The following is a 22,246-nucleotide window of genomic DNA, read 5'->3' on the forward strand; positions in this document are numbered from 1 at the left end:
GCTGCGAGAGTGAGCCACTACGTGGACAGTGAGGTCGGTCGGCTCGGCAGCGTGCTGTTGCACCGACCGGGGCCGGAACTCGCCCGACTCACCCCACGCAACAACGACTCCCTCCTGTTCGACGCGATCCCCTGGGTGGGACGGGCACAGGAGGAGCACGACGGGTTCGCCGACGCGCTGCGCGCCCGCGACGTCGAGGTGCTCTACCTGACCGACCTGCTCACCGAGACGTTGGCGGTGGCCGACGCCCGGCACGAACTCACCGAGCAGGTGCTCGACTCTCCCCGGCTCGGCGACACCCTGCGGGCCCGGGTCGCCGCCCACCTGTCGTACCTCGACCCCGCCGCCCTCGCCGGCGTTCTGGTGGCCGGGCTGGCCCACGAGGAACTGAGAATCGGCCGGGACCGCCCGGGTGGGCTGGTGTACACCCTGATGGACCGGCACGACTTCGTCATCGAACCGCTGCCCAACCTGCTGTTCACCCGGGACTCGTCGTTGTGGATCCGGGACCGCGTGGGCGTGACCAGCCTGGCCATGCCGGCCCGCCGCCGGGAGACCACCCTGACGGACGCGATCTACCGCCACCATCCGCGGTTCGCCAACACCGAGTTCGTCTACCGGCCCGAGCTGGAGCACCTGGAGGGCGGCGACGTCCTGCTGCTGGCGCCCGGGGTGCTGGCCGTCGGGGTGGGCGAGCGGACCACTCCGGCCGGTGCCGAGCGACTGGCCCGTCGGGTCTTCGCCGCCGAACTGGCCCACACCATCCTCGTCGTGCCGATCGCCCAGGAACGGGCGACCATGCACCTCGACACCATCTGCACGATGGTCGACGTCGACGCGGTGCTGATGTACCCGAACATCGCCACCTCGCTGTCGGCGTACACCGTGATCGCCGGCGCCGACGGCGACGACCCGCGGGTCGACGGGCCGGCGCCGTTCCTGCGGGCGGCGGCCGACGCGATGGACCTGGATCAGCTCCGGGTCATCGACACCGGCCTCGACCCGGTCACCGCCGAGCGGGAACAGTGGGACGACGGCAACAACACGCTGGCGTTGGCACCCCGACTCTGTGTCGGCTACGAACGCAACATCGAGACCAACGCGCAGCTGGAACGGGCTGGCATCGAGATCATCCCGATCGCCGGATCTGAGCTGGGATCCGGCCGAGGCGGCCCCCGCTGCATGTCCTGCCCCCTGCTGCGGGGGTGAGAAGGGCGACCCTCAGCGCAGGGTGAGCTGGCGGCCGAGCAGACCCTGCCGGGACCGGCGGGCCGCTGCGTCGATCGGGCCGGTCTCGGCGAGCGCCTCGGCGTACCGCTTGGCGAACTCGGCGACCGGCTCCTCCCAGTCGCTCGCCGGCACGTCCTCGGGCAGATCCCAGACCGGCACCAGTCGCCCGTGCGCACGGAACATGCCCGCGAACTTGGTCGACTCACCCAGGGTCAGCGAGCCGGCCGCGCTCAGCCGCGCCAGGGCGTCCAGGGCGGCCTCCTCGTCCTCGGGCAGCACCCAGCGCACGTGCGCCTTCTCCGGCACCCGGCACCAGTACGCGGCAGGTGCGGCAGCCAACCGTACGGTCGGGTAGATCGCCGCGTTGGCCCGCTCCAGCGACGCCTGCACGGTCGGGTCGTCGACGGCCTCCGGAACCAGCCAGAACTCGAACCCCTCGTGCAGGGTGATCTCCAGCGGACCGTCGGCCAGGATGTCCTGAAGTCGGGGCCCGGGACCGGGCAGCGGCGGCACGGCGACCGGCGCGCCCGGTTCCGTCCGCAGCGCGCAGAGCAGCGACTCGGCCAGATCCCGCGACACGTCACCGGACTGCTGGTGCCGCTGGAGCCCGATGAAGACGCGCCCGTCCTGCCGGCTCATCGCCGGGGCGGCCATCGGCAACACCGTGGCCAGCGTGATCGGGCGGTCGCCGTACTCCTCGGTCAGCGCCGGGGTGAGCCGCAGCGGAGCGGAGGCGGCGGGCACCAGCTCGCGCAGGGCGATCCACTCCGGCTCGTCGGCCAGCCCTTCGAAGGGGCGGGGCACGAAGACGTCGCGTACCCGCTCCCGCTTCGTGCTCGCAGTGGCCGCCCGCTGGTTCTTTCGACGCTTGCTCACGGCGACACAGCCTAGAGGCCCCGGCGGCACCGCGTGGGCCGGACCCACCCCTGCCACCTTGGCGGGCCGTTCAGCCGGCGGTCACCAGGCCCGGACGTTGCGGCACGGGATCGAAGTCGGCCCAGACGCTCTGCCCGAGACCGTCGCGTTCCACGCCCCACCGGCTGGCCAGCCCGGAGACGATGTGCAGGCCACGGCCGTCGGCCGCGCCCAGGTCGGCGGGCCGGATCTGCGGACCGCAGGTGGCCCCGCCGTCGGTGACCTGAAGCCGGACCTGGGTGCCCCCGGACGTGGCGCGCAGCCGCCAGGACACCCGGACCACCCCACCGGGCAGCGGGTCGGCGTGCCGGACGGCGTTGCCCACCAACTCGGCCAGGACCGCCACCAGGTCGGCGAGGATCGCCGGAGTCACCGCCTCGGCCAACTCGGTGGCCAGCCGGTGTCGGGCGACCCGCGCCCCGGTGGCGTGGTGCGGCACCACCACGCACCACGCTCGTTCGACAGCTGTGGTCGACACCTCTGCCCCTCTTCCGCCCCCGTGCTCCCACCGGTCACCTGGAGGGCAGTCGCATCTCTGCGACCGTACCTCCGCCGGTCCTCGGTCGAAGGAATACCCATCCATTCTGCTGTTCAACGATCCGACGGACGAGATAGAGGCCCAGACCGGTGCCGGGATAGCGCCGCCGGTCGCCGGAGTCGCCCTGCCAGAACCGTTCGAAGGCGCGTTCGACGTGATCCGGGTGGATGCCGATGCCGCGGTCACTGACCTGGAGGCTGACCGTCCGGCCGTCGGCCGCTGCGCTGATCTCGATGGGCGAGCCGGGTGGGGAGTACTTTCCTGCGTTGGTGACCAGTTCGGTGAGCACGGTGGCGAGACTCTGCCGGTGCCCGACCGCTCGGGGCAGGTCGGCCGGCACCTGGAGCGTGGCGCGGCGGCGCAGGTCGGCCGGCAGGTTGGCGACGGCGACCCGGAGCGTCTCGGCGAAGTCGAACGGGGCCGGGGGACCGTCGCCCGGCCACACCTCGGCGGCGGAGGAGAGCAGTCGGTCGAGCAGCCGGGCCAGTTCGTTCGCCCGTTGCCCGATGACCCGGGCGGCCTGCCGCCGGTCGGCCTCGCCGAGCGACTCCCAGTGGTCGTTGAGGGTGTCCGCGTACCCCTTGATGACGGTCACCGGGGTACGCAGCTCGTGGCTGGTGACGGCGACGAAGAGGTCCCGTTCACGGTCGTGGCGTTGCTGGTCGAGGGCGTCCCGCAGGTCCGGCCCGTCGGCGCGGGTCGCGACCGTCGGATCGTCACCCTGCACCGGCAGGCGGCTGTGGTCGCCGTACATGTGCGCGATGCAGGTGCCGAGGTAGGCGACCACTCCCCGTTCCTCGGTGCTGGGTTCCTCGGCGTCGGCGGGGTAGAGAGCGTGCAGACTGCCGACGGTGTGCCCGCCGAGTTCCGCCCGGGACACGACCATGCGCAGCAGGCCACGGCCGGCCAGTTCGACGGCGAGTTGGTTGGTCAGCTGGTCGGTCCGTACGCACCGCACGCGCGGCCCGGAGAGCAGGCAGGTGGTGGCCGGGTCGTTGGCCGGCACCGGCCGACCGACGATCCACTCGGCGGCGCCGGTGGCGGCGATCACCCGCCCACCGCTCGGCGCGAACTCCACGAACGCCATGCCTGCCGCACCGAGGGCCGGCTGGGCCATCCGGAGCAGTCGGTTCAGGACCGGCAGGCCCGCGTCACCGGAATTGATCATCTCGATGATGACGGTGTGCCCGGCTATGAGGGCCGAGTAGTCGGTGCGGTCCGGCATGACCCAGAGTGTGCACCGCAATTCGTGTATCTGGGCACCCCCGAGTGGGTTACCGGGCCAATCGGGCAAGCGTGTGCGCCGGACGGTCGGTGATCACGCCGTCGACCCCGGCGGCCAGCACCAGATCGAGGTCGTTCGGCTCGTTCACCGTCCAGACGTAGACCTGGTTGCCGGCTGCCCGCAGGGCGGGCACCAGCATCGGCCGGGCCCGCACCAGCCCGATGCCCGGACCGGCGATGCCGGCACCGAACGGCAGGCGACCGAGGCGCAGCCAGCGCGGCAGCACCTCCAGCAGCAGCACCGTCGGCAGCGCGGGAGCAAGAGCCCGGATCCGGCGTACGGCCAGCGGGGAGAACGACATCACGGTGACCTGTACCGGGGCGTCCGGGCGCGGTTCGGCCAGCCCGTGGCGGCGCAGCAGGGCGACCAGTCGGCGCTCCACGTCCCCGCCGTGGCGGGACGGGTGCTTGGTCTCCACCAGCAGCCGTACCGGTCGACCGGCGGCGAGGACCGCCTCCAACAGCCGTTCGAGGGTGAGCAGCCGGGTGTGCGACTCGTCGAGCACCTCGTCACCGTCGGGGGGTACGCAGCCCGGGTGCCAGGAACCGAAGTCCAGGCTCTCCAACTCGGCGAGGGTACGGGTGCTGACCGGCCCCCGGCCGTTGCTGGTCCGCTCCAACCGGCGGTCGTGTACGCAGACCAGGTGCCCGTCGCGGGTCAGCCGTACGTCGCACTCCAGCCCGTCGGCACCCTCGTCGAGCGCCCGCAGATAGGCCGCGAGGGTGTGTTCGGGCAGGTCGTGCGAGGCGCCACGGTGCGCGAATACGAGGGGTGCGCCCATTGCGCCCTACAGGACCCGGCCCGGCTGCCCGTTGTCGGCGACCACCGGCCGTCCGGTGCTCGCCCAGTCGCCCATCCCGCCCGCGACGTTGCGGACCTGGTCCCACCCGTTGCGCATCAGGTACGCCACGACCTGGGCGGAACGCCCGCCCGAGCGGCAGATGACGGCCACGTCGCGGTCGGTCGGCACCTCGGCGATCCGGGCCGGCAATTCCATCATCGGCAGGTGGTGGGCCTCCGGCGCGTGGCCGGCGGCCCATTCGTCGTCCTCCCGGACGTCGAGCAGGTACGTGTCGTCGGTGATCTCGGAAACGGTCACGGTGGGTATCTGGGATCCGAACACGGGTACCAAGGGTAGATCCTCGGCGGGCCCGGCGAGGATCTACGCCACCCAAGGCTCCGTCAGAGCTGGGTCACCCAGCGCGGATGCGCACCTGCCCACTGCGGCATCCGGGTGCCGCGAACCGCGTCGAACAGTCCTTCACCGCCGTTGTCGAGCAGGACGTAGGAGACCTGGTCGATGGTCTGCGGGTACGACGGCACCTGCACACCGCGCAGTCCGTCGGTGGAGAGTCCGCGCAGGGCGAGCAGCAGATCCTCCACCGGTACGCCGTTGGTGTCCACGGTCAACGACTCGCCGACCGCCTTGATGAGCTGGTGCATCTGGACGGGGTTGGTGCGTACCCGGGTCTCGCCCGCACGTTCGAGCATCGCCCCCAGCAGCTGCTGCTGGTGGGTCTGCCGGTCGTAGTCGCCGCCGGGCAGGTCGTAGCGCTGGCGTACGTAGTCCAGCGCCGCAGCGCCGTCCATCCGCTGACAGCCGGGCTGGAAGACCCGGTTGGTGTGGATCGAGCGCACCTCGGTCCGTACGCACATCTCGACGCCGTCGAGCAGGTCGATGACGCTGCGTAGTCCGGCGAAGTCGACAAGGGCGGCACCGTCGAAGCGGATCCCGGTGAGCCGGGTCAGCGTGGTGGAGAGCAACTGGGCACCGGACTGGCCGCCTCCGCCGTACTCGTAAGCGGTGTTGATCTTGTCTTCGCCGCCCGGCCAGCCGGCCGCGGCCGGGATGCTGACCAGCAGGTCCCGGGGTACGGAGACGAGGTAGCCCTCACGCAGCCCGGCGGGGACGTGCACGATGAGGATGGTGTCGGTGCGTTGCTCCGGACCGGTGTCGCCGGGACGCCGGTCCGAGCCGACGAGCAGGTAGTTGAGCGGCCCGTCCAGGTCGGTACGGTCGGTGCGGGCGGACGGATCGAGCAGCTGCTCCTGGGTGATGGTGCGTTCGTACCGGTCGGCAAGCACCCGCAGGCCGACCACGGCGACCGCCGCCAGCAGCACCACCACCAGCCCGGCTCCGAGCAGCACGCGGGCCCAGCGCGGATGCCGGGAACCCTTTCCCGGCGGCCGCGTCCCGCCGTCGCGCGCCCGACTGGCCGTGACGTCCCTCCCGCTGACCCGACCTGAACACTTCTCATGTCAGGCTAGGAGAGGCTTACGCAGCGTGACGGGGGTTTGCGGAGATCCGCGCCCCCGCCGGTCACTTCCGGTTGGAGATCACCTCGGGGTTGTAGAAGACGAACTCGGCGAGCTTGTCCTGCCGGACCGCCCGGAACATGTCCAGGGTCTGCTCGTCGAGCGCCTCGTTGCCGTTGCCCTTGGCGTTGTAGGTGCCGCCGTTGGTCTTGAGCATGATCAGCTCGTTGCCGGTGACGCCGCGCATGGTGAAGACGAAGTCCTCCACCGAGACGCCGCCGGTGTCGAGGATGAACGCCTTGCCGGCCGCCTTGATCAACTCGTTCAGCTTGACCGGGTTGGTCAGCGTGCCGTTCTGGCTGGCCTTCTTCGCCATCGCCTTGATCAGCTGCTGCTGGTTCTGCTGGCGGTCGTAGTCGCTGTTCGCCAGACCGTAGCGCTGCCGGGAGAAGTCCAGCGCGGCCCAGCCCTCCATCTCCTGGCAGCCCTTCTTGTGCACCACCGGAGTACGCGGCTTGCCGGTCTTCTTGGCGTCCGCGTTCCACATCGGTTTGCCGTCGACGTACGACATGTGGGCCGACTTGACGTCCTGTTTCGGGCAGATCCGCACCGAGCCGAGGGCGTCGATGACGTTCTTGAAGCCGCCGAAGTTGATGATGGCTGCGCCGTCGAAGCTGACCCCGGTCATGTTCTTGATCGTCTGAGCCATCACCTGGGCGCCACCCTCCCAGCCGCCGCCGTTGCGGGCGCCGACCTGGAACGCAGCGTTGATCTTGTCGACCCCGCCGGCGTAGTTGCCCTTCGGCCACGCCGGGATCTGCGCCTCGGTGTCCCGGGGAATGGAGATCAGGTACGCCTGGTCGTGGGTGGCCGGGATGTGCAGCACGATGATGCTGTCCGCCCGGACGTCGTCGGCGGCCCAACGTTCCCGGGCGTCCACGCCCAGCAGCAGCATGTCGATCGGGCCCTTGAGGTCGGACCCGCCCTCGGCCAACGTCTTGCCCGCGTCGCCGAGCAGGTTGCGCTGGGTGATGCTGCCGGTGGCCTGGCTGATCACCGCCTTGCTGCCGACGATGGCGACACCGCTGGTCATCATCAGCACGGCTCCGGCCACCACGGTGAGTCGGGCCCAGAGCGGATCCTTGCGCCGCGGACGCCCTTTCCCGGCCTTACCGGATCGCTTCCTGCCCCCGGAAGGCGGCGGTGGGGTGGCGGCCGCATGAGGTGGTTCGAGCAAGGCGGAACTGTGAACCGGCATGCGCGCTCCAGCTCTTGTGTAGCAAAAGGGGGCGGAGCCACTTTACGTACGCAATCCCGCCGAAGCGAGTTCTCATGACGGCCAGTTACTGTTCTCCGCCGCGTCATCCTGGCGAAATGGCCGAACGGTCAGGATCAAACATCCGATCAGCCGTTGTCTCACAGGAAGGGTTCAGCTGACTCCGTCAGCCATTGCCGCTGGTCGACGGCTTGTTGGCCGACATCCACTCGGCCATCGTGTCGGCGGACATCGCGCGGTACATGGCCAGGGCCTTCTCCCGGTCGGAGACCACCACCGACTCGCCGTTGATGGTCTGGCTGCCCAGGTGCGGGCTGGTGACGAAGGTGAGGTTCTCGCCCCGCAGGTTGCGGAACTGCACCGCCATGTCGGTGAGCGAGAACTCCTGGTCGACGGTGACCGCGTCGGTGACCGACCGGAGGAAGGCGTTGAGCTTCTTCGGGTTGGTCAACGTGCCGGTGCTCGCCGCTTTGTCCATCAGGGCACGCAGGAACTCCTGCTGGTGGCGCATCCGGGCGAAGTCGCCGTCGGGGAACTGCTTGCGCTGACGGATCCAGTCCAGCGCCTCGGTCCCGTTCATGTGGTTGGTGCCCTTGGTGAACTTCCGGTACGGCTTGTGGATCGAGGTGATCGTCCGTTCCACCTCCAGATCCACGCCGCCGAGAGCGTCGGTGACCTGCTTGAAACCGCCGAAGTCGATCGCCATCACGTGATCGATGTGCACGTCGGTGAAGCACTCGACCGTGCGTACCGCCAGCGGCAGCCCGCCGAAGGCGAAGGCGGCGTTGATCTTGCGGCGCTGGCCGGAGGCGCAGTCCGCGCCGGCGCTCTCCGGGATCGGCACGTACAGGTCGCGGGGAATGGAGACCAGGTACGCCTTCTGGTGGTCGGCGGGGATGTGCATGACGATGATCGTGTCGGCCCGCCACTCACCGGGCCGGTCCATCGGCGCGTCCGGATCCCGCGAGTCGGTGCCCACCATGAGGATGTTCAGCGCGCCGTCCACCGACTTCGCCGGCCGGCCGCCGGTGATCTCCGAGAAGGGGTCGGTCCGGGCCAGGTTCTTGTCGAGGCTGCGGGCGTAGAACCAGGCCCCGCCGCCACCGATCAACGCCAGCGCCAACACGATGACGCCGGCCACCAGGGCGATGCGCCGCCAGTGCGGTCCCCGCCTGCGGGGCGGAACAATGCCCGGTCCGCCCGGCCCCAGCGGCCCACGCGGGCCGCCCGGTCCGCCGGCCGCTACCGGCTCCTCGTCGTAGCCGGGCTGCCACTGGGCGGTGTCGGCCGGTCGGGCGGCACGCCCGCCGCGACCGGGGCCCGGCACCGCCGCGCGCCCGGCGCTGCGGTGCAGGTGAGGGAGCCGGTGGGCATCGGGGCTGGTCGCTGACATGTAACTCAGGGTACGCAGCCCCGGCCACTGTTGCCCTGAGTCGAACCCCGCGCCGTGCCGGACCTGTCGCCTCGCGTCGGGTCGGACCGGCTAGGCCAGCCGCTCCCGGAAATGGTCGATGGTGCGTCGCAGGCCGACCTCCGGCGTCACCGTCGGCTCGTAGCCGAGCACCTCGCGGGCGAGGCTGAGATCGGGTCGGCGCATCTCCGGGTCATCCGCACTGCGCGTGACGTACGTCACCTCGGAGCTGCTGTCGCAGAGTGACACGATCGTCTCGGCCAGTTCCCGCATGCTCACCTCGTGCTCGGTGCCGCAGTTCACCGGCCCGCTCTCGGTCGAGTCGAGCAACAGCAGGATGCCCCGGACCAGGTCCGCCACGTAGCAGATCGAGCGGGTCTGGTTGCCGGTGCCGTGCACGGTGATCGGCTCACCGCGCAGCGCCTGGGAGATGAAGGTCGGGATGGCCCGCCCGTCGTCCGGCCGCATCCGGGGGCCGTAGGTGTTGAAGATGCGCACGATGGCGGTGTCCAGACCCCGACTGCGTCGGTACGCCATCGTCGCGGCCTCGGAGAAGCGCTTGGCCTCGTCGTAGACGCTGCGGATGCCGATCGGGTTGACGTTGCCCCAGTACGTCTCCCGCTGCGGGTGTTCCTTCGGGTCGCCGTACGCCTCGGAGGTGGAGGCCAGCAGGAACCGGGCACCGTCGGCGACCGCGCGGTCCAGCAGGTGCAGGGTGGCCACCGAGCCCACCCGCAGGATCTCCACCGGCAGCTTCTCGAAGTCGGTCGGGCTGGCCGGTGAGGCCATGTGCAGGATCGCGTCGAAGCGTTCCGCCAGCGCGGGATGATCCGGCAACCCGTCGGAGATGTCCGCCTCGACAAGTGTGAAGGTCGGCGTGTCGAGCAGGTGGGCGACATTCTCCTTCGAGCCGGTGACGAAGTTGTCCACCGCGACCACCGTGCAGCCACGGGCGATCAGTGAATCCACCAGGTGCGAGGGAACGAAGCCGGCGCCGCCGGTGACCAGGACCCGGTGACCGGGGCCGAAACGCTGCTCAACCTTCATGCCGCCAAGCCTAAAGGAGGGGCCCCCTGTTAACGCCTCGCGTACTACAGGGGGCCCCTGTTAACAGGTGCGGGTCAGTGCGCGCCGGCACCGGTCAGGGAGCGCACCTCCAGTTCGGCGTACTTCTCGTCGTCGCTCTCCTTGGAGATCACCGTGCCGATCCACCCGCAGAGGAAGCCGAACGGGATGGACAGGATGCCCGGGTTGGACAGCGGGAACCACTGCCAGTCGTGGTCCGGGAACATCGCCGTCGGCGCACCGGAGACCACCGGTGAGAAGAACACCAGCACCACGGCCGCCAGCAGACCGCCGTAGATCGCCCAGACCGCGCCGGAGGTGTTGAACCGCTTCCAGAACAGGCTGTAGAGGATCGCCGGCAGGTTGCCCGACGCGGCCACCGCGAAGGCCAACGCCACCAGGAACGCCACGTTCAGGTTCTGCGCGAAGATCGACAGGGCGATGGAGACCGCGCCGATCACCAGGGCGGAGATCCGGGCGACCTTCACCTCCTGCCGTTCCGAGGCCTGCCCCCGCTTGACGACATTGGCGTAGAAGTCGTGCGCCAGGCTGGAGGAGGAGGCCAGGGTCAGACCCGCGACCACGGCCAGGATGGTGGCGAAGGCGACCGCCGCGATGATCGCCAGCAGTGCCGCACCGCCCAGGTCGCCGCCGAAGAAGTCGACTCCGAGCGCCTCGGCCAACTGTGGCGCGGCAGTGTTGCCGGCCCGGTCCTGCTCCCGGATGGCGTCGCCACCGACCAGCGCCGCCGCGCCGAAGCCCAGGGCCAGGGTGAGCAGGTAGAACGAGCCGATGATGCCGATCGCCCAGAGCACACTCTTGCGGGCCGCCTTCGCCGTCGGAACGGTGTAGAAGCGGATCAGGATGTGCGGCAGGCCGGCGGTGCCGAGCACCAGCGCGATGCCGAGGGAGAGCAGGTCGACCTTGTTGTAGAAGGTCTGTGTCGCGTTGCCGGCGACCTCGACGCCGTACCTCAGACCGGGTTCCAGGAATGCGGTGCCCTGACCGGAACTCGCCGCCGCGTCACCGAGCAGCGAGGAGAGGTTGAACTTGTACTTCGCCAGCACCAGCAGGGTCATCAACAGCGCGCCGCTCATCAGCAGGAACGCCTTGACGATCTGTACGTAGGTGGTGCCCTTCATGCCACCCACGGTGACGTAGATGATCATGAGGGCGCCGACCATGATGATGGTCGCCACCTTGGCGGTGTCCGCGTCCATGCCCAGGAAGGTGGTGCCCGGCCGGATGCCGAGTAGCAGTGCCACCAGGGCACCCGCGCCGACCATCTGCGCCAACAGGTAGAAGATCGAGACGGTGATCGTGGAAACCGCCGCCGCCGTACGCACCGGACGCTGACGCATCCGGAACGCCAGCACGTCGGCCATCGTGTACCGCCCGGAGTTCCGCAGCAGCTCCGCGACCAGCAGCAGCGCCACCAGCCAGGCCACCAGGAAGCCGATCGAGTAGAGGAAGCCGTCGTAGCCGTAGAGCGCGATGATGCCGGCGATGCCGAGGAAGGACGCGGCGGACATGTAGTCGCCGCCGATCGCCATGCCGTTCTGGAAGCCGGAGAACGACCGACCGCCCGCGTAGAAGTCGGTGGCCGTCTTGGTCTGCCGGCTGGCCCAGATCGTGATGGCCAGGGTGGCCGCCACGAAGACCAGGAACAGCACGATTGTCAAGTTGCGGGCGGTGGTGTTGCCCGCCTCGACCGCGAGAACGACTGAGTTCACGACTCACCTCCGGTGAGCTCGCCGCGGATCTTGTCGGCCACCGGGTCGATCTTCCGGTCGGCGTACCGGGAGTAGAGCCAGGCGATGAGGAAGGTGGAGACGAACTGGAGCAGGCCGAAGACCAGCGCAACATTGATGTTGCTGCCGAACAGTCGGGTGCCCATGAAGTCTCGCGCGTACGCGGAGAGGATCACGTAGAGCGCGTACCACAGGAAGAACGCGATGGTCATCGGAAAGACGAAGCCGCGCAGTGCACGACGCAGCCCGGCGAACTCGTCGGACCGTTGGACCGCGAGGTACCGCTCCGGTTCCGAGTCGGTCGGCGCGGTAGCGGGGGTGTCCGTGGACATTTGATCACCACCTTCACAGACGTCAGGAGTCTCGCGCACGGTAAAAAACGCGCTCCCCGCCGGAAAAGGGTGAATATCGGCACCGGTCGACAACTGCGCCGAACGGCGGCACCGCTGCGCTCAATGACCTGGCTCACACCGCTGACCGGTAACCGCACGGCAGCGGGCAGGTGGTTGCGGCTCGGGTGGGATCAGCCGAGCTCGTGGTAGCGGCCACGGTGGTGCAGCAGCGGCCCACCGTCGTCCGTCAACTCCACCCGTTCGATGGTCGCCTCGACCAGCAGGCTCCATCCGTACTCCCGCGCCTCGTCAAGCCGGCAACCGACCCAACCGCCGCCGTCGGCGGGCACCGGCCCGTAGGGCGTCTCGGCCCAGCTGTCGATGGCGAACAGGCCGCCAGGGGAGGGGAAGAGGCCGGCGAACCGGTCGGCGAGCTGGCGGTGCGTCGGGCTCAACGGTGCCACGGCGAACCGACCCGCCTCCTCGACCGCCGTCCAGAGATCCGACTCCGCGTCGATCAGGCCGAGCAACCGGCCCGGATCACCGTCGGCCACCAGCGTCGAGGAAACCGTCAAACCCGCCGGCCCCGGCGCCGTCCACAGCGTCACCGGCGCGGCGAGCCGACCCCGAAACCGGCGTACGGGCGAACGCTTGTCGGCCGGTACGGCGAACGGATCGCTGTGGTGGATCTGGGCACCCGGCTCTGGATTCACGTGAAACATTGTGACCCGCTCGGCCTGGCCGCGTGCCCGCGCCCAGCCGACGAACCGCTGATAGAGCTCGGACCGGTGTCGCTGCCCGCCAAGCTGAGCAAGCTGGTCACCGGCCTCCAGCATGAGCGTGCCGAGGTACACCAGCAGCGCGGTCCGGTCCTCGCGATACTCGATCAACATCCGCAGCCGGGCCGGCTGGCAGGGCCAGGGTGCCCCACAGGCACGACATCGCCAGAGCGGCCGCATCGGCAGGTGCGCCACCAGCCGGGTCACGTTGCGGCCACCCGGAGCCCGGTCACGTCGCAGCCACCCGGTCACGTGTCGGCTGCCCGGTCGGGTGTCGGCTGCCCGGTCGTGTCGTCTGTCCGCTCGGGTGTCGACTGCCCGGTCGTGTCGGCTGTCCGCTCGGGTGTCGGCTGCCCGGTCACGTCGCGGCTGCCGGCGAGCAGTCGAGTCGTGGAAACGGCACCGGTGCCTCCTTTGCTTCGGGGGCCGCCCCGGTCGGGGGAATGACCGAGACGGCCCGTCGCAGGACCGACCGCCGGGATCGTCGCCTCCACCGGCCGGGCCGCGTGTTTCCACCCTGGACTCCGAGCTGAGCCCAGGGGAGGATGCCAGCGGTTACTACCCAGCGCGTTCGCGTACTTACCGAATGGGTGAGCATGAACTTCGAAATGTGGATCAGAGCGTTGAAGGCCGCTCGCGCCGCCGCCGGGGTATCCCAGGAAGGACTCGCCGCCCTGATCAAATGGAGCCCGTCGCTGATCGCCGCCATCGAAACCGGCCGCCGCCGACCGACAATGGAGTTCGCGGTCGCCTCCGACGAAGCCCTGCACACCGGCGGCCTCCTCGCCGAGCTGCTCAAGGAGGCCGACCGGGAACGCGGCCCCTCCTGGTTCGCCGCATGGCGGGGCTATGAGCAGGAAGCCACCCGGTTGCGCGCCTTCGAACCCTGCCTGGTGCCCGGACTGCTGCAAACCGAGGAGTACGCCCGAGCCGTGATCTCCGCCGGCGGACTACACCAGCCGCCCATGGTCGACGAACTGGTAGCCGTCCGAATGGAACGCCAACAACTCCTGCAACGAGACCTGCTGGAGCGGGATGATCCGCCGCAGTTCGTCTTCCTGTTGGACGAAACCGCGGTGCGGCGGCCGGTCGGTGGCCCCGAGGTGCTCGATGCGCAGCTCGGCCGGCTGCTGGAGGTTGCCGAGTTTCCGCATGTCCGGCTGCACGTCGTCCCTCTCGACGTCGGCGCACATGTCGGCCTCGGAGGTGGGTTCGTGCTTGTCGAACTCGGGGATGGCGAGGAGGCGATCTACCTGGAGAATGCCGCCCGAGGACACGTGCTGAACGACCCGGAGATGATCCGTCTGATCGGTCGGAAGTGGGATAGCCTGCTCGGCGAAGCACTGTCCACAGGCGCGTCGCTCGAACTGATCCGAAAGTTGAAGGTCACGCCATGAACGCTGCCGAACCCTGTTGGCGCACGTCGACTCGTTCGACCGACTCCGGTGGCAACTGCGTCGAGGTAGCGGACAACCTTCCGGGAATGGTGCTGGTGCGCGACAGCAAGGACCGCCCCGGCCCAGCACTGACCTTCACCCCAGCCGCCTGGCACGCGTTCCTCACCCTGGCCCGCGAAGCAGCACCCTCCGCTCTTCGCTGACCCCTCGCCGAGCGACGGCGTCGACGTCAATGTGGCGCAGGTCGTCGTACACAAGAGGCCGGAACAGGGCTGAATACGCCAACTCGCCGTGCGCGGGTGTCTCCAAGCGGCCCGGCGGGGGCGAAGGTGGGTCGCAGCAGGGCTCGATCTTGCGCGAGGGGCGCTCCGCTCGGGTGGGATGGCGCTCGATTCCGAGCGTGATCATGCTGGGGAAGGCGGCAGTCTGGGGTTTATCCACAGGGGCAGCGCGCGGGGTGTCTGAGCTGACACCGTCTGGGTATGTCCAGATCGCCTCGTCGGCCGCCGCAGTTGCGGGGGCGCATCTTCCGTGGTTCGCGCGCGATCTCGCGTGGCCTGCTCACCCGCAACGAGCTGCGTAGTTCCGCCTGGCGGCCGCTCTTTCGCGGCGGTCGACCTGGCGGATGCCGGTGCCGAGTCGCCGCAGGAGTCCCGCGCTCGGGTTCGGCTCGTGTTGGCCGGGCTGCCGCGTCCGCGTACCCAATGGGTGGTGTCGGCCCAGGGCCGGTTCCTCGCCCGTCTCGATCTTGCTTGGCCGGACTATCGGGTGGCGATCGAGTACGACGGCCTCTGGCACGACAACCCGGCGCAGTTCGACGCGGATCGCCGACGGCTCAACCGAGTGGTCGGCGGTGACTGGATCGTCCTGCACCTGACTGCGAAGCGCCTCCGCGAGGACTTCGACGGCTTCGTCGCCGAGGTGCGGGCCGCCCTACGCTCCCGCTCCCACGGCCACGGCCACGGTCGTGGTCGTGGTCGTGGACCGTCAGCGGCGCGGGGTGACGGCGGTCAGCAGTTCGGGCTGGCGGCGGTCCAGGGCGTCTCCGGCCAGGTAGGAGCCGAGCAGCGCCACGCCGACGCCGTAGAGGACACCCAGGGGCAGGCCCAACCAGAGCCAGGCGTCGCCGAGCAGCGCGGCGGCGATCACCGTGGGTAGGCCGGTCGCGGCGGTGGCGACCATGGCCACCAGGGCCAGCAGGCTCTTGGTCACCCCGGCGCCGCTGTTCATCGCGAACGGGTTGCTCGTCTCGGGCAGGGAGTACGCGGCGAGCACGGAGACGAACGAGTTGACCGCCAGCCCTGCGCCGAAGGTGGCGATCAGGGTGCCGGCCATGAAGCCCATCCAGGTCGGCTCGCCGAGGATCAACGCCATCACCACGGACACGAGGACCAGCATGGGCAGTACGTAGAGGGAGAAGGCGACCATCCGGGCGCGCAACTCCAGGCGGCCGGGTATGCCGGCGATCACGTTGGCCGCGTACGCGCTGCCGTCGAAACCGAACTGGTTGGCGAGGGTCATCGCGGCCAGCAGCCCGACGAAGAGCATGGAGAGGCTGACCAGCAGCGGTGAGGTGTCGGAGGGCAGGCTGAAGCCCTGCTCGCTGTCGATGCTGAAGCCCTGCCCACCCACGTTGACCATGACCGGCACGAAGAGGCCGATCACCGCGATGGTGATCAGGTTCGCCCGCCGTCGGGCGTCCCGCCACCAGTAGCGGGCCTCCCGGGCGACAAGTGCGCCGAAGCGGTCCCGGCGCAGCCAGCCGGCCGCCTGCGGGAACAGCTGGGCCACCGCGCCGCCGCTGACCTCCGGCTTGCCCTTGGCCGACCCGGTGCTGGCCGTACCGATCATCGCCGACTCCAACGAGCGCGACCACCAGGCCAGCAGCGCGACGATCGTCACGACGGTGATCAGGAGTTTCAGCGGTGCCGCCCAGGCCCGGCCCTGCGCCACGTCGATGCCGGCGGTCCAGGGTGCGCCGAACGGTGTCCAGCCGATCACGGTCGCCGCACCGGTGAGCCGGTCCCAGTCGGTGTCCCGGATCGCGGCGAGACCGGCCAGCTGCAACGGACCGAGCAACGCGGCGGCCACCGCGAGCAGGACCGCCGCCAGGTCGCGTACCCGGCGGGACCGGAGCATGCTGGCGAAGGCGCTGGTCATCGCCCGTGCGGCGGCGACGCAGAGCAGCAGTCCGGAGATCACTCCGAGGACGGCCACCGCGGCAGCGGGCCAGCCACCGAACGCCCCGGCGGTGACCACCAGACCGGAGAGCGCCACCAGTACGGCGACCGTGGGCACGCTGACCAGCGCCGCAGCGAACAGCCCGGTGACCAGGGTCCGGCGGGACAGCGGCAGCAACGCGAAGCGGGCCGGGTCGAGTGTCTCGTCGACGCCGAAGAAGACCAGGGGCAGCAGCAGCCAGCCGAGCACCGTCAGGCCGCCGGCGAACGCGGCGACCAGCAGCGCGTACCGGTCCTCTCCGGCGAGCCCGGGTGCGGCCAGGCCGAAGAAGGCGGTGGCCGCGAGCCAGAGCCCGACCAGCGAGCCGATCACGAACAACACGGCCCGCCAGGCCTGACCGCGGAAGTTGTTGCCGATCACCCGCAGCTTGAGCCGGACGAAGTGCCGCGCCTTGACCGGGTGTACGCGCCTGGCCGGGTCGGTCACCGGGACAGCCACGACAACTCCTCGCCGGTTGCCGTACGCCCGCCGACCACCTCGACGAAGACCTCTTCCAGCGAGCGCTCCCCGCGTACCTCCTCCAGGGTGCCGACCCGCTTGATGGTGCCCTCGGCGAGGATCGCCACGTGCGAGCAGAGGCGCTGCACGACCTCCATGACGTGACTGGAGAAGACCACCGTCCCGCCGCCGGTGACGTACCGCTGGAGGATGTCGCGGATCAGCGCCGCCGAGACCGGGTCGACCGCCTCGAAGGGCTCGTCCAGCACCAGCAGCCGGGGTCCGTGCAGCAGGGCGCAGGCGAGGCCGATCTTCTTCTTCATGCCGGCCGAGTAGTCCACCACCAGGGTGCGGCCGGCGTCGGAGAGGGCGAGCACGTCGATCAGCTCCGCCGCGCGCTGGTCGACGACCGCCGGGTCCATGCCGCGCAGCAGCCCGTGGTACGCCAGCAGCTCGGCGCCGCTGAGCCGGTCGAAGAGCCGTACGCCGTCGGGCATCACCCCGAACAGCCGTTTCGCCTCGACCGGGTCGGCCCACACGTCGCGCCCGAGCACCCAGGCGCTGCCGGCGTCCGGTCGCAGCAGCCCGACGGCCATCGACAGGGTGGTGGTCTTGCCCGCACCGTTGGGGCCGAGCAGCCCGTAGAACGAGCCCGCCGGTACGTCCAGATTCACTCCGGCCACGGCGACCTTGCTGTCGAATCGTTTGGCCAGGCCACGCAGCGCCATCGCAGGGTACTCGCCAGTCATGTGACAGACCGTATCCGGTGGCGGCCAGCGCTCCCCCAGTCGCCAGGCTGAGCTTGACTCATCCCACAGTCGTAGGCGTCATCCGCTCCGAGTGTTAATAAGGGGCCCTTGCTCTACACGAGGCGTTAATAAGGTGCCCTTCCTTTCACAGTCGGAGGCTGTCGGGGGCGTGCAGGCGGAGCATGGTGCGGCCGGTGTCGGCGGGGGTACGGCCACGGGTGGCCAGCGAGACCGCGACCATCACCGTGAAGGCCAGCGGCACCGTCCAGGCGGCCGGCTGCGCGGTGAGGGTGGCCGGCCAGCCGCTCAGCGGCGGCCCGAGCACGGTGATCAGCACCGCCGACACCGCCGCTCCGCCGCCGACCAGGATCCCGGCGGCCGCGCCCGCGTCGGTGAGCCCGCGCCACCAGATGCCGAGCACCAGCAGCGGGCAGAAGCTGGACGCGGCGACGGCGAAGGCCAGCCCGACCACCTGTGAGACGTCCAGCCCGGAGACGTTCAGCGCGAGGATCAGTGGTACCCCACCGGCGATCACCGTGGCGAGCCGGAAGCCGCGCACCGAACCACGGCCCAGCACGTCCGTGGAGATAACCCCGGCGACGCTGGTGAGCAGCCCGGACGAGGTGGACAGGAAGGCCGCGAACGCCCCGGCGGCGACCAGGGCGGCCAGCAGGCGACCGGTGGTCCCGGCACCGAGCGCCGCCTCGGGCAGCAGCACCACCACCGCGTCGGTCTGGCCGCTGACCAGCAGTTGTGGGGTGTAGATCCGACCCAGCACGCCGTAGATCGTGGGCAGCAGATAGAAGACCCCGACCAGGGCCAGCACCACAAGCGTGGTCCGGCGGGCGGCGGCGCCGTCCGGGTTGGTGTAGAAGCGGACCAGCACATGCGGCAGCCCCATGGTGCCCAGGAAGGTGGCCAGGATGAGCGAGTACGTGGCGAACAGTCCCCGGTCGTCCGAGCCAGCGGTGCTGGGCAGCAACCAGTCGGTCGTGCTGGTGGCGGCCCCGGACACCTCGGGCACCGGCTCGCCGGCCGCGAAGGTCAACTCGTCGCCGGGGTTCACCAGGCGGCTCTGCCCGTCCGGCAGGGTCAGGACGGCGCGATGTTCGACCACGACGGTGGTCGCGGTCCGGAAGGTCGGCCCGTCGGGCGGGGTCACCGCCGGCCGCCCGTCGGCCTGCCACTGCAGCGCCAGGAAGATCGCGGGTACGGCGAGCGCGGTCAACTTCAGCCAGTACTGGAACGCCTGCACGAAGGTGACCGCCCGCATCCCGCCCAGCGCCACGTTGGCGGTCACCACCACCGCCACCACCAGGGCACCCACCGGGTACGGGGAACCGGCCAGGGTGGCCAGCGTCAGCCCGGCGCCCTGCAACTGCGGCACCAGGTAGAGCCAGCCGATGAAGATCACGAATACGGTGGCGAGCGTGCGCAGTCGGCGGGAGCCCAGCCGCAGTTCGCAGAAGTCGGGCAGGGTGAAGGCGCCGGAGCGGCGCAGCGGTGCGGCGACGAAGAGCAGCAGGGCCAGGTAGCCGGCCGCGAAGCCGACCGGATACCAGAGCACGTCCACGCCGTACTTGAGGATCAGCCCGGCCACGCCGAGGAAGCTGGCCGCCGAGAGGTATTCACCGCCGATCGCGGCGGCGTTCCAGGTCGGGCTGACCACCCGCGAGGCGACCAGAAAGTCGGAGGTGGTGCGCGCCAGGCGCAGGCCGTAGAAGCCGATCCCCAGGGTGGCCAGGGTGACCGCCACGATCGCCGGTACGACGAGGTCGTTTGTCACCTCAACGCTCCGGCCGCTGGACCAGGTCGGTGAAGTCCTGCTCGTTGCGTTCGGCCAGCCGCACGTACGTCCAGCCGACCGCGACCAGGAACGGGAAGGAGAGCACTGCGAGCAGCAGCCAGGGCAGGTTGACACCGAGGACTGTCATCCGGCCCACCGAGGGGGCGATGGCGAACAGCCAGGGCAGTCCGCCCAGCCCGACCAGGACCACCGCCGACAGTTGCAGGGCCAGCGCGAGTTGGGCGCGTACCAGGCCGCGGATCAGCGTCTCGCCGACCCGGGTCTGCTGGGTCAACTCGGTACGGGCACCGCCGGCCCGGTGTCGTCGGCCGGAGACCTCGGCCAACACCACCCTGGTACGCGCCGCCGGCCCCGATCCGCGCAGCTGCGCGGCAGCCGGCCCCGCAGCCTGAAGCGGCTCCCCAGCCCGGGGCGCTTCCCCAGCCCGGGGCGGCGATGCAGGCTGAGGCGGCTCCGCAGCCCGGGGCGGCGGGGCGGCCCGCAGCGGCGGGGCGGCGGTCCCGGCTGGCTCGGCTGGCTCGGGTCGGCGGGGTGCCGGTGGTGAATCCTCGGCGGCCACCCCGGCAGTCTCGTCTGCCCGACGGGAATGTCAAGCGGCTGTGGACAACCTGTGGACAACCCGCGCGCCCTGTGGACGAAGCGGTGGACAAGGGGTGGCGACCATGGACGGCCACCACCCCTTCCCGCTCGACTCAGCTGGTCGGGATGGCCATGTCGATGCTCAGCGACCCGGTCGCAGGCACGGTGAACCGGGCCAGCCGATCGACCCCTTCGGGGTCGGTCACCCGGTAGCGGCCCGAGTGCATCTCGCCGTCGGCGACGAGGTGCAGGTCGTAGCTCAGGAAGATCCGCTGACGGCCGGTCAGACGCATGGTGAGCTGCCCGTCGGAAACCCAACCACTGCCCGTGATGTCACCGGTGTCGACGCTGTGGGCGAGCACGAAGCCGTCCCGGAACGGCGTGCCCTCGGTGTTCGTGACGGTGCCGGTGACCTCGACGCCGGGGCCGATCGTCGCATCGAGGGCGGCCGTCGAGTTGGCGGTGACCGTCACCGGTGCGGCGGTGAACCGGCTCGGCGCGTTGCCCGACCAGACGGTCGCGTACTCGTACCGGCTGAAAACCACCGGCCACGCGTACGGGCCCAGCCGGGTCAAGGTGTAGTTACCCTGATCGTCGGTGCGGGCGTCCTCCGCGCCGACGCCCGGGTGGCCGGTGAGCACCGACACGCTGACGTTCCGAATCGGGGCGCCGGTCTGGGCGTCGGTGACCTGGCCGCTGATCTGCCCCGCCCGGTCGAGTTGCACCGTCGGGGCAGTGGCCACGGCACCGACCGTGGCGGTGACCACGGCGGCCTCCCGCTCGTCACCGGTGCCGCCGTTCGGGCCGACCCACTGCCGGCCGTACGTCAGGTCCTGCGGCACGACGAACAGCTTGTGGTCGCCGTCCCGCAGCGGCCCGACCTTGACCTGGCCGCTGCGGTCACTGCACTCGAAATTGGTGTCGGGCAGGCGAACCTGCTTGGCCAGGAAGGCCCTGACACACACGCCCCGCAGGGGTGCCCCGCTCTGTCGGTCGACCACGGTGGTGGTGATGACCGCTCCCGGGCGCAGCTTGATGGTCAGCTCGGCGGTCCGGTCGGCCCGTACCCGTATGCCGGTGCGTTCCCGGGGGAAGTACCGGCCGTCCGGCGCGTACAGGTAGATGTCGTGCCGGCCCTCCGGCAGATCCGGGATGAGCACCGTGCCGGTGCCGTTGCTGCACTGATCGTGGGCGCAGAAGTTGGCCACCGGAGCACCGGTGACCGAGTCGACTGCCCGGATCCGCAGCGCGCCGGTGCCGAGCAGGGCGTCGGTGATGCTGGTCTGCTGCCCGCCGTGCACGGTCACCAGATCGGCGAGCTCCGGCACCAACTGTCCCCGGTAGTACTGCTGCCGGTCGCCCGCGTACAGGCCCACCCGGTAGGCCCCGGCGAGCAGTTGGACGTCGAATCTCCCGTCGGCGTCGGTCTGCGTCCAGGTGCCGGTGTACATGTTCGGCGTGTACACGGAGATGTCGGCGTCTCGCAGCGGCTGGCCGTCGGCGGTGGTGAACCGGCCCGACAGGTTGCCCACCGGCAGCACCGTGTCGTCGGCCACGATCTGCGCGTCGGCGGTCACGTCGAAGACGGTGGCCTCGTCCTCGTCGATCTTCCCCGGCACGTACTGGCTCTGGTACGAATCGGCCACCGGCTCGAAGCTGACCCGGTACCGGCCGGCGATGACGGTCATCTCGTACCGTCCGTCGTCGTCGGTGCGCGCGCTGCCCCAGGTGGAGGCGCCGATGGCCTGACCTTCGACGCGCAGGTCGGGCACCGGATCGCCGGCGCTGTCGATGATCCGACCGGTGATCGTGCCGGTGGCGAACAGTTGCTCGTCGACGGTGCTGGTGTTGCCCGCCGTCACGGTGACGGGGTCCGCGTCCCAGGAATAGAGCTGCTGCCGGTGGTACTGCTCCGGTCGACCACCGGGTTGGTAGCCCACCGTGTAGGAGCCCGCTGCCAACCCGTTGAGGGTGTAGTTGCCCTGGGCGTCGGTGGACGTCTGCGCAATGACGTTGTAGCTCCCGGTTCGGTAGACCAGGACCGGAACGTCGGGGGCGGCGGTGCCGGCGCTGGTGGTCAGCCGACCAGTGATCGTTCCAGTGGTGCTGGCGAGGGCCGGGGTGGCGCCGGACAGCACGACGGCCAACGCGGCGATGCCGGCCAGTACGGCCCGGCGGATGTGGGGCAGTTGCATGG

Annotated in this window: 20 protein-coding genes; 3 read left to right on the forward strand and 17 right to left on the reverse strand. The window is 70.3% G+C overall.

Annotation, left to right across the window (positions count from 1 at the left end; all coding sequences use genetic code 11):
• The first annotated feature begins 9 nt into the window (after nt 1-9).
• Nucleotides 10-1,209, forward strand: a complete 1,200-nt coding sequence (locus tag Vgi01_RS24790) for an arginine deiminase (RefSeq protein ID WP_102656599.1) — start codon at nt 10-12, stop codon at nt 1,207-1,209.
• Nucleotides 1,210-1,221: 12 nt separating this feature from the next.
• Here the strand turns inward: Vgi01_RS24790 and Vgi01_RS24795 are convergent, their stop codons facing one another.
• The 12 genes from Vgi01_RS24795 to Vgi01_RS24850 all read right to left on the reverse strand — a co-directional run bounded on the left by Vgi01_RS24795 (nt 1,222) and on the right by Vgi01_RS24850 (nt 12,946).
• Nucleotides 1,222-2,106, reverse strand: coding sequence for a DUF5926 family protein (locus Vgi01_RS24795; protein WP_204292649.1), 885 nt, complete (start codon nt 2,104-2,106; stop codon nt 1,222-1,224).
• Between the two features lie 70 nt (nt 2,107-2,176).
• On the reverse strand, nt 2,177-2,590 hold the full coding sequence (locus tag Vgi01_RS24800; RefSeq protein WP_233196627.1) for an ATP-binding protein: 414 nt from the start codon (nt 2,588-2,590) through the stop codon (nt 2,177-2,179).
• Nucleotides 2,591-2,657: 67 nt separating this feature from the next.
• Entirely contained in the window at nt 2,658-3,908 is a 1,251-nt protein-coding gene (locus tag Vgi01_RS24805) for a sensor histidine kinase (protein WP_204292650.1), read from the reverse strand.
• Nucleotides 3,909-3,957: 49 nt separating this feature from the next.
• Nucleotides 3,958-4,749, reverse strand: coding sequence for a glycerophosphodiester phosphodiesterase (locus Vgi01_RS24810; protein WP_013736523.1), 792 nt, complete (start codon nt 4,747-4,749; stop codon nt 3,958-3,960).
• A gap of 6 nt (nt 4,750-4,755) precedes the next feature.
• Nucleotides 4,756-5,091, reverse strand: a complete 336-nt coding sequence (locus tag Vgi01_RS24815) for a rhodanese-like domain-containing protein (RefSeq protein WP_204292651.1) — start codon at nt 5,089-5,091, stop codon at nt 4,756-4,758.
• Between the two features lie 59 nt (nt 5,092-5,150).
• Nucleotides 5,151-6,116 carry an LCP family protein gene (locus Vgi01_RS24820; RefSeq protein WP_444543470.1) on the reverse strand — a complete coding sequence of 322 codons (966 nt, stop codon included), beginning with the start codon at nt 6,114-6,116 and terminating at the stop codon, nt 5,151-5,153.
• 172 nt (nt 6,117-6,288) lie between these two features.
• A complete protein-coding gene (locus Vgi01_RS24825; protein WP_233196619.1) occupies nt 6,289-7,320 on the reverse strand; it encodes an LCP family protein in 1,032 nt (343 codons plus the stop codon).
• Nucleotides 7,321-7,666: 346 nt separating this feature from the next.
• Complete coding sequence (locus tag Vgi01_RS24830) at nt 7,667-8,893, reverse strand: LCP family protein (RefSeq protein ID WP_204292652.1); 1,227 nt, start codon at nt 8,891-8,893, stop codon at nt 7,667-7,669.
• Between the two features lie 90 nt (nt 8,894-8,983).
• The gene (locus Vgi01_RS24835) at nt 8,984-9,958 is read right to left on the reverse strand and encodes an NAD-dependent epimerase/dehydratase family protein (RefSeq protein ID WP_102656593.1); all 975 of its coding nucleotides are present in this window, start codon (nt 9,956-9,958) and stop codon (nt 8,984-8,986) included.
• A 74-nt stretch (nt 9,959-10,032) separates the two neighbouring features.
• On the reverse strand, nt 10,033-11,709 hold the full coding sequence (locus Vgi01_RS24840) for a monocarboxylic acid transporter (protein WP_204292653.1): 1,677 nt from the start codon (nt 11,707-11,709) through the stop codon (nt 10,033-10,035).
• Nucleotides 11,706-12,059 (reverse strand): DUF485 domain-containing protein, encoded by a 354-nt coding sequence (locus tag Vgi01_RS24845; protein ID WP_013736516.1) that lies wholly within the window; start codon nt 12,057-12,059, stop codon nt 11,706-11,708. The genes Vgi01_RS24840 and Vgi01_RS24845 overlap by 4 nt, the downstream gene beginning before the upstream one ends.
• Nucleotides 12,060-12,250: 191 nt before the next feature.
• Nucleotides 12,251-12,946 (reverse strand): flavin reductase family protein, encoded by a 696-nt coding sequence (locus Vgi01_RS24850; RefSeq protein ID WP_204292666.1) that lies wholly within the window; start codon nt 12,944-12,946, stop codon nt 12,251-12,253.
• Nucleotides 12,947-13,434: 488 nt separating this feature from the next.
• Here Vgi01_RS24850 and Vgi01_RS24855 point away from each other — a divergent pair, with 488 nt between their 5' ends.
• Together Vgi01_RS24855 and Vgi01_RS24860 are read left to right on the forward strand one after the other, a co-directional pair.
• Entirely contained in the window at nt 13,435-14,235 is an 801-nt protein-coding gene (locus tag Vgi01_RS24855; protein WP_204292654.1) for a helix-turn-helix domain-containing protein, read from the forward strand.
• A complete protein-coding gene (locus Vgi01_RS24860; RefSeq protein ID WP_204292655.1) occupies nt 14,232-14,438 on the forward strand; it encodes a DUF397 domain-containing protein in 207 nt (68 codons plus the stop codon). Before Vgi01_RS24855 ends, Vgi01_RS24860 begins: the two co-directional genes overlap by 4 nt.
• A 784-nt stretch (nt 14,439-15,222) precedes the next feature.
• On the opposite strand, the gene Vgi01_RS24865 is transcribed toward Vgi01_RS24860, so the two are convergent.
• The 5 genes from Vgi01_RS24865 to Vgi01_RS24885 form a co-directional block, all read right to left on the reverse strand.
• On the reverse strand, nt 15,223-16,914 hold the full coding sequence (locus Vgi01_RS24865; RefSeq protein WP_204292656.1) for an ABC transporter permease: 1,692 nt from the start codon (nt 16,912-16,914) through the stop codon (nt 15,223-15,225).
• On the reverse strand, nt 16,899-17,663 hold the full coding sequence (locus tag Vgi01_RS24870; protein WP_102656588.1) for an ABC transporter ATP-binding protein: 765 nt from the start codon (nt 17,661-17,663) through the stop codon (nt 16,899-16,901). The genes Vgi01_RS24865 and Vgi01_RS24870 overlap by 16 nt, the downstream gene beginning before the upstream one ends.
• Before the next feature lie 145 nt (nt 17,664-17,808).
• Entirely contained in the window at nt 17,809-19,449 is a 1,641-nt protein-coding gene (locus Vgi01_RS24875) for a sodium/solute symporter (RefSeq protein ID WP_102656587.1), read from the reverse strand.
• 1 nt (nt 19,450) lies between these two features.
• Nucleotides 19,451-19,834, reverse strand: coding sequence for a hypothetical protein (locus tag Vgi01_RS24880; protein ID WP_102656637.1), 384 nt, complete (start codon nt 19,832-19,834; stop codon nt 19,451-19,453).
• Between the two features lie 328 nt (nt 19,835-20,162).
• On the reverse strand, nt 20,163-22,244 hold the full coding sequence (locus Vgi01_RS24885) for a carboxypeptidase-like regulatory domain-containing protein (protein ID WP_204292657.1): 2,082 nt from the start codon (nt 22,242-22,244) through the stop codon (nt 20,163-20,165).
• Nucleotides 22,245-22,246 lie beyond the last annotated feature (2 nt).

Origin of the sequence: Micromonospora gifhornensis, from assembly GCF_016863515.1 — a bacterium.
In the GTDB taxonomy this organism is placed as follows: Bacteria; Actinomycetota; Actinomycetes; order Mycobacteriales; family Micromonosporaceae; genus Micromonospora; species Micromonospora gifhornensis.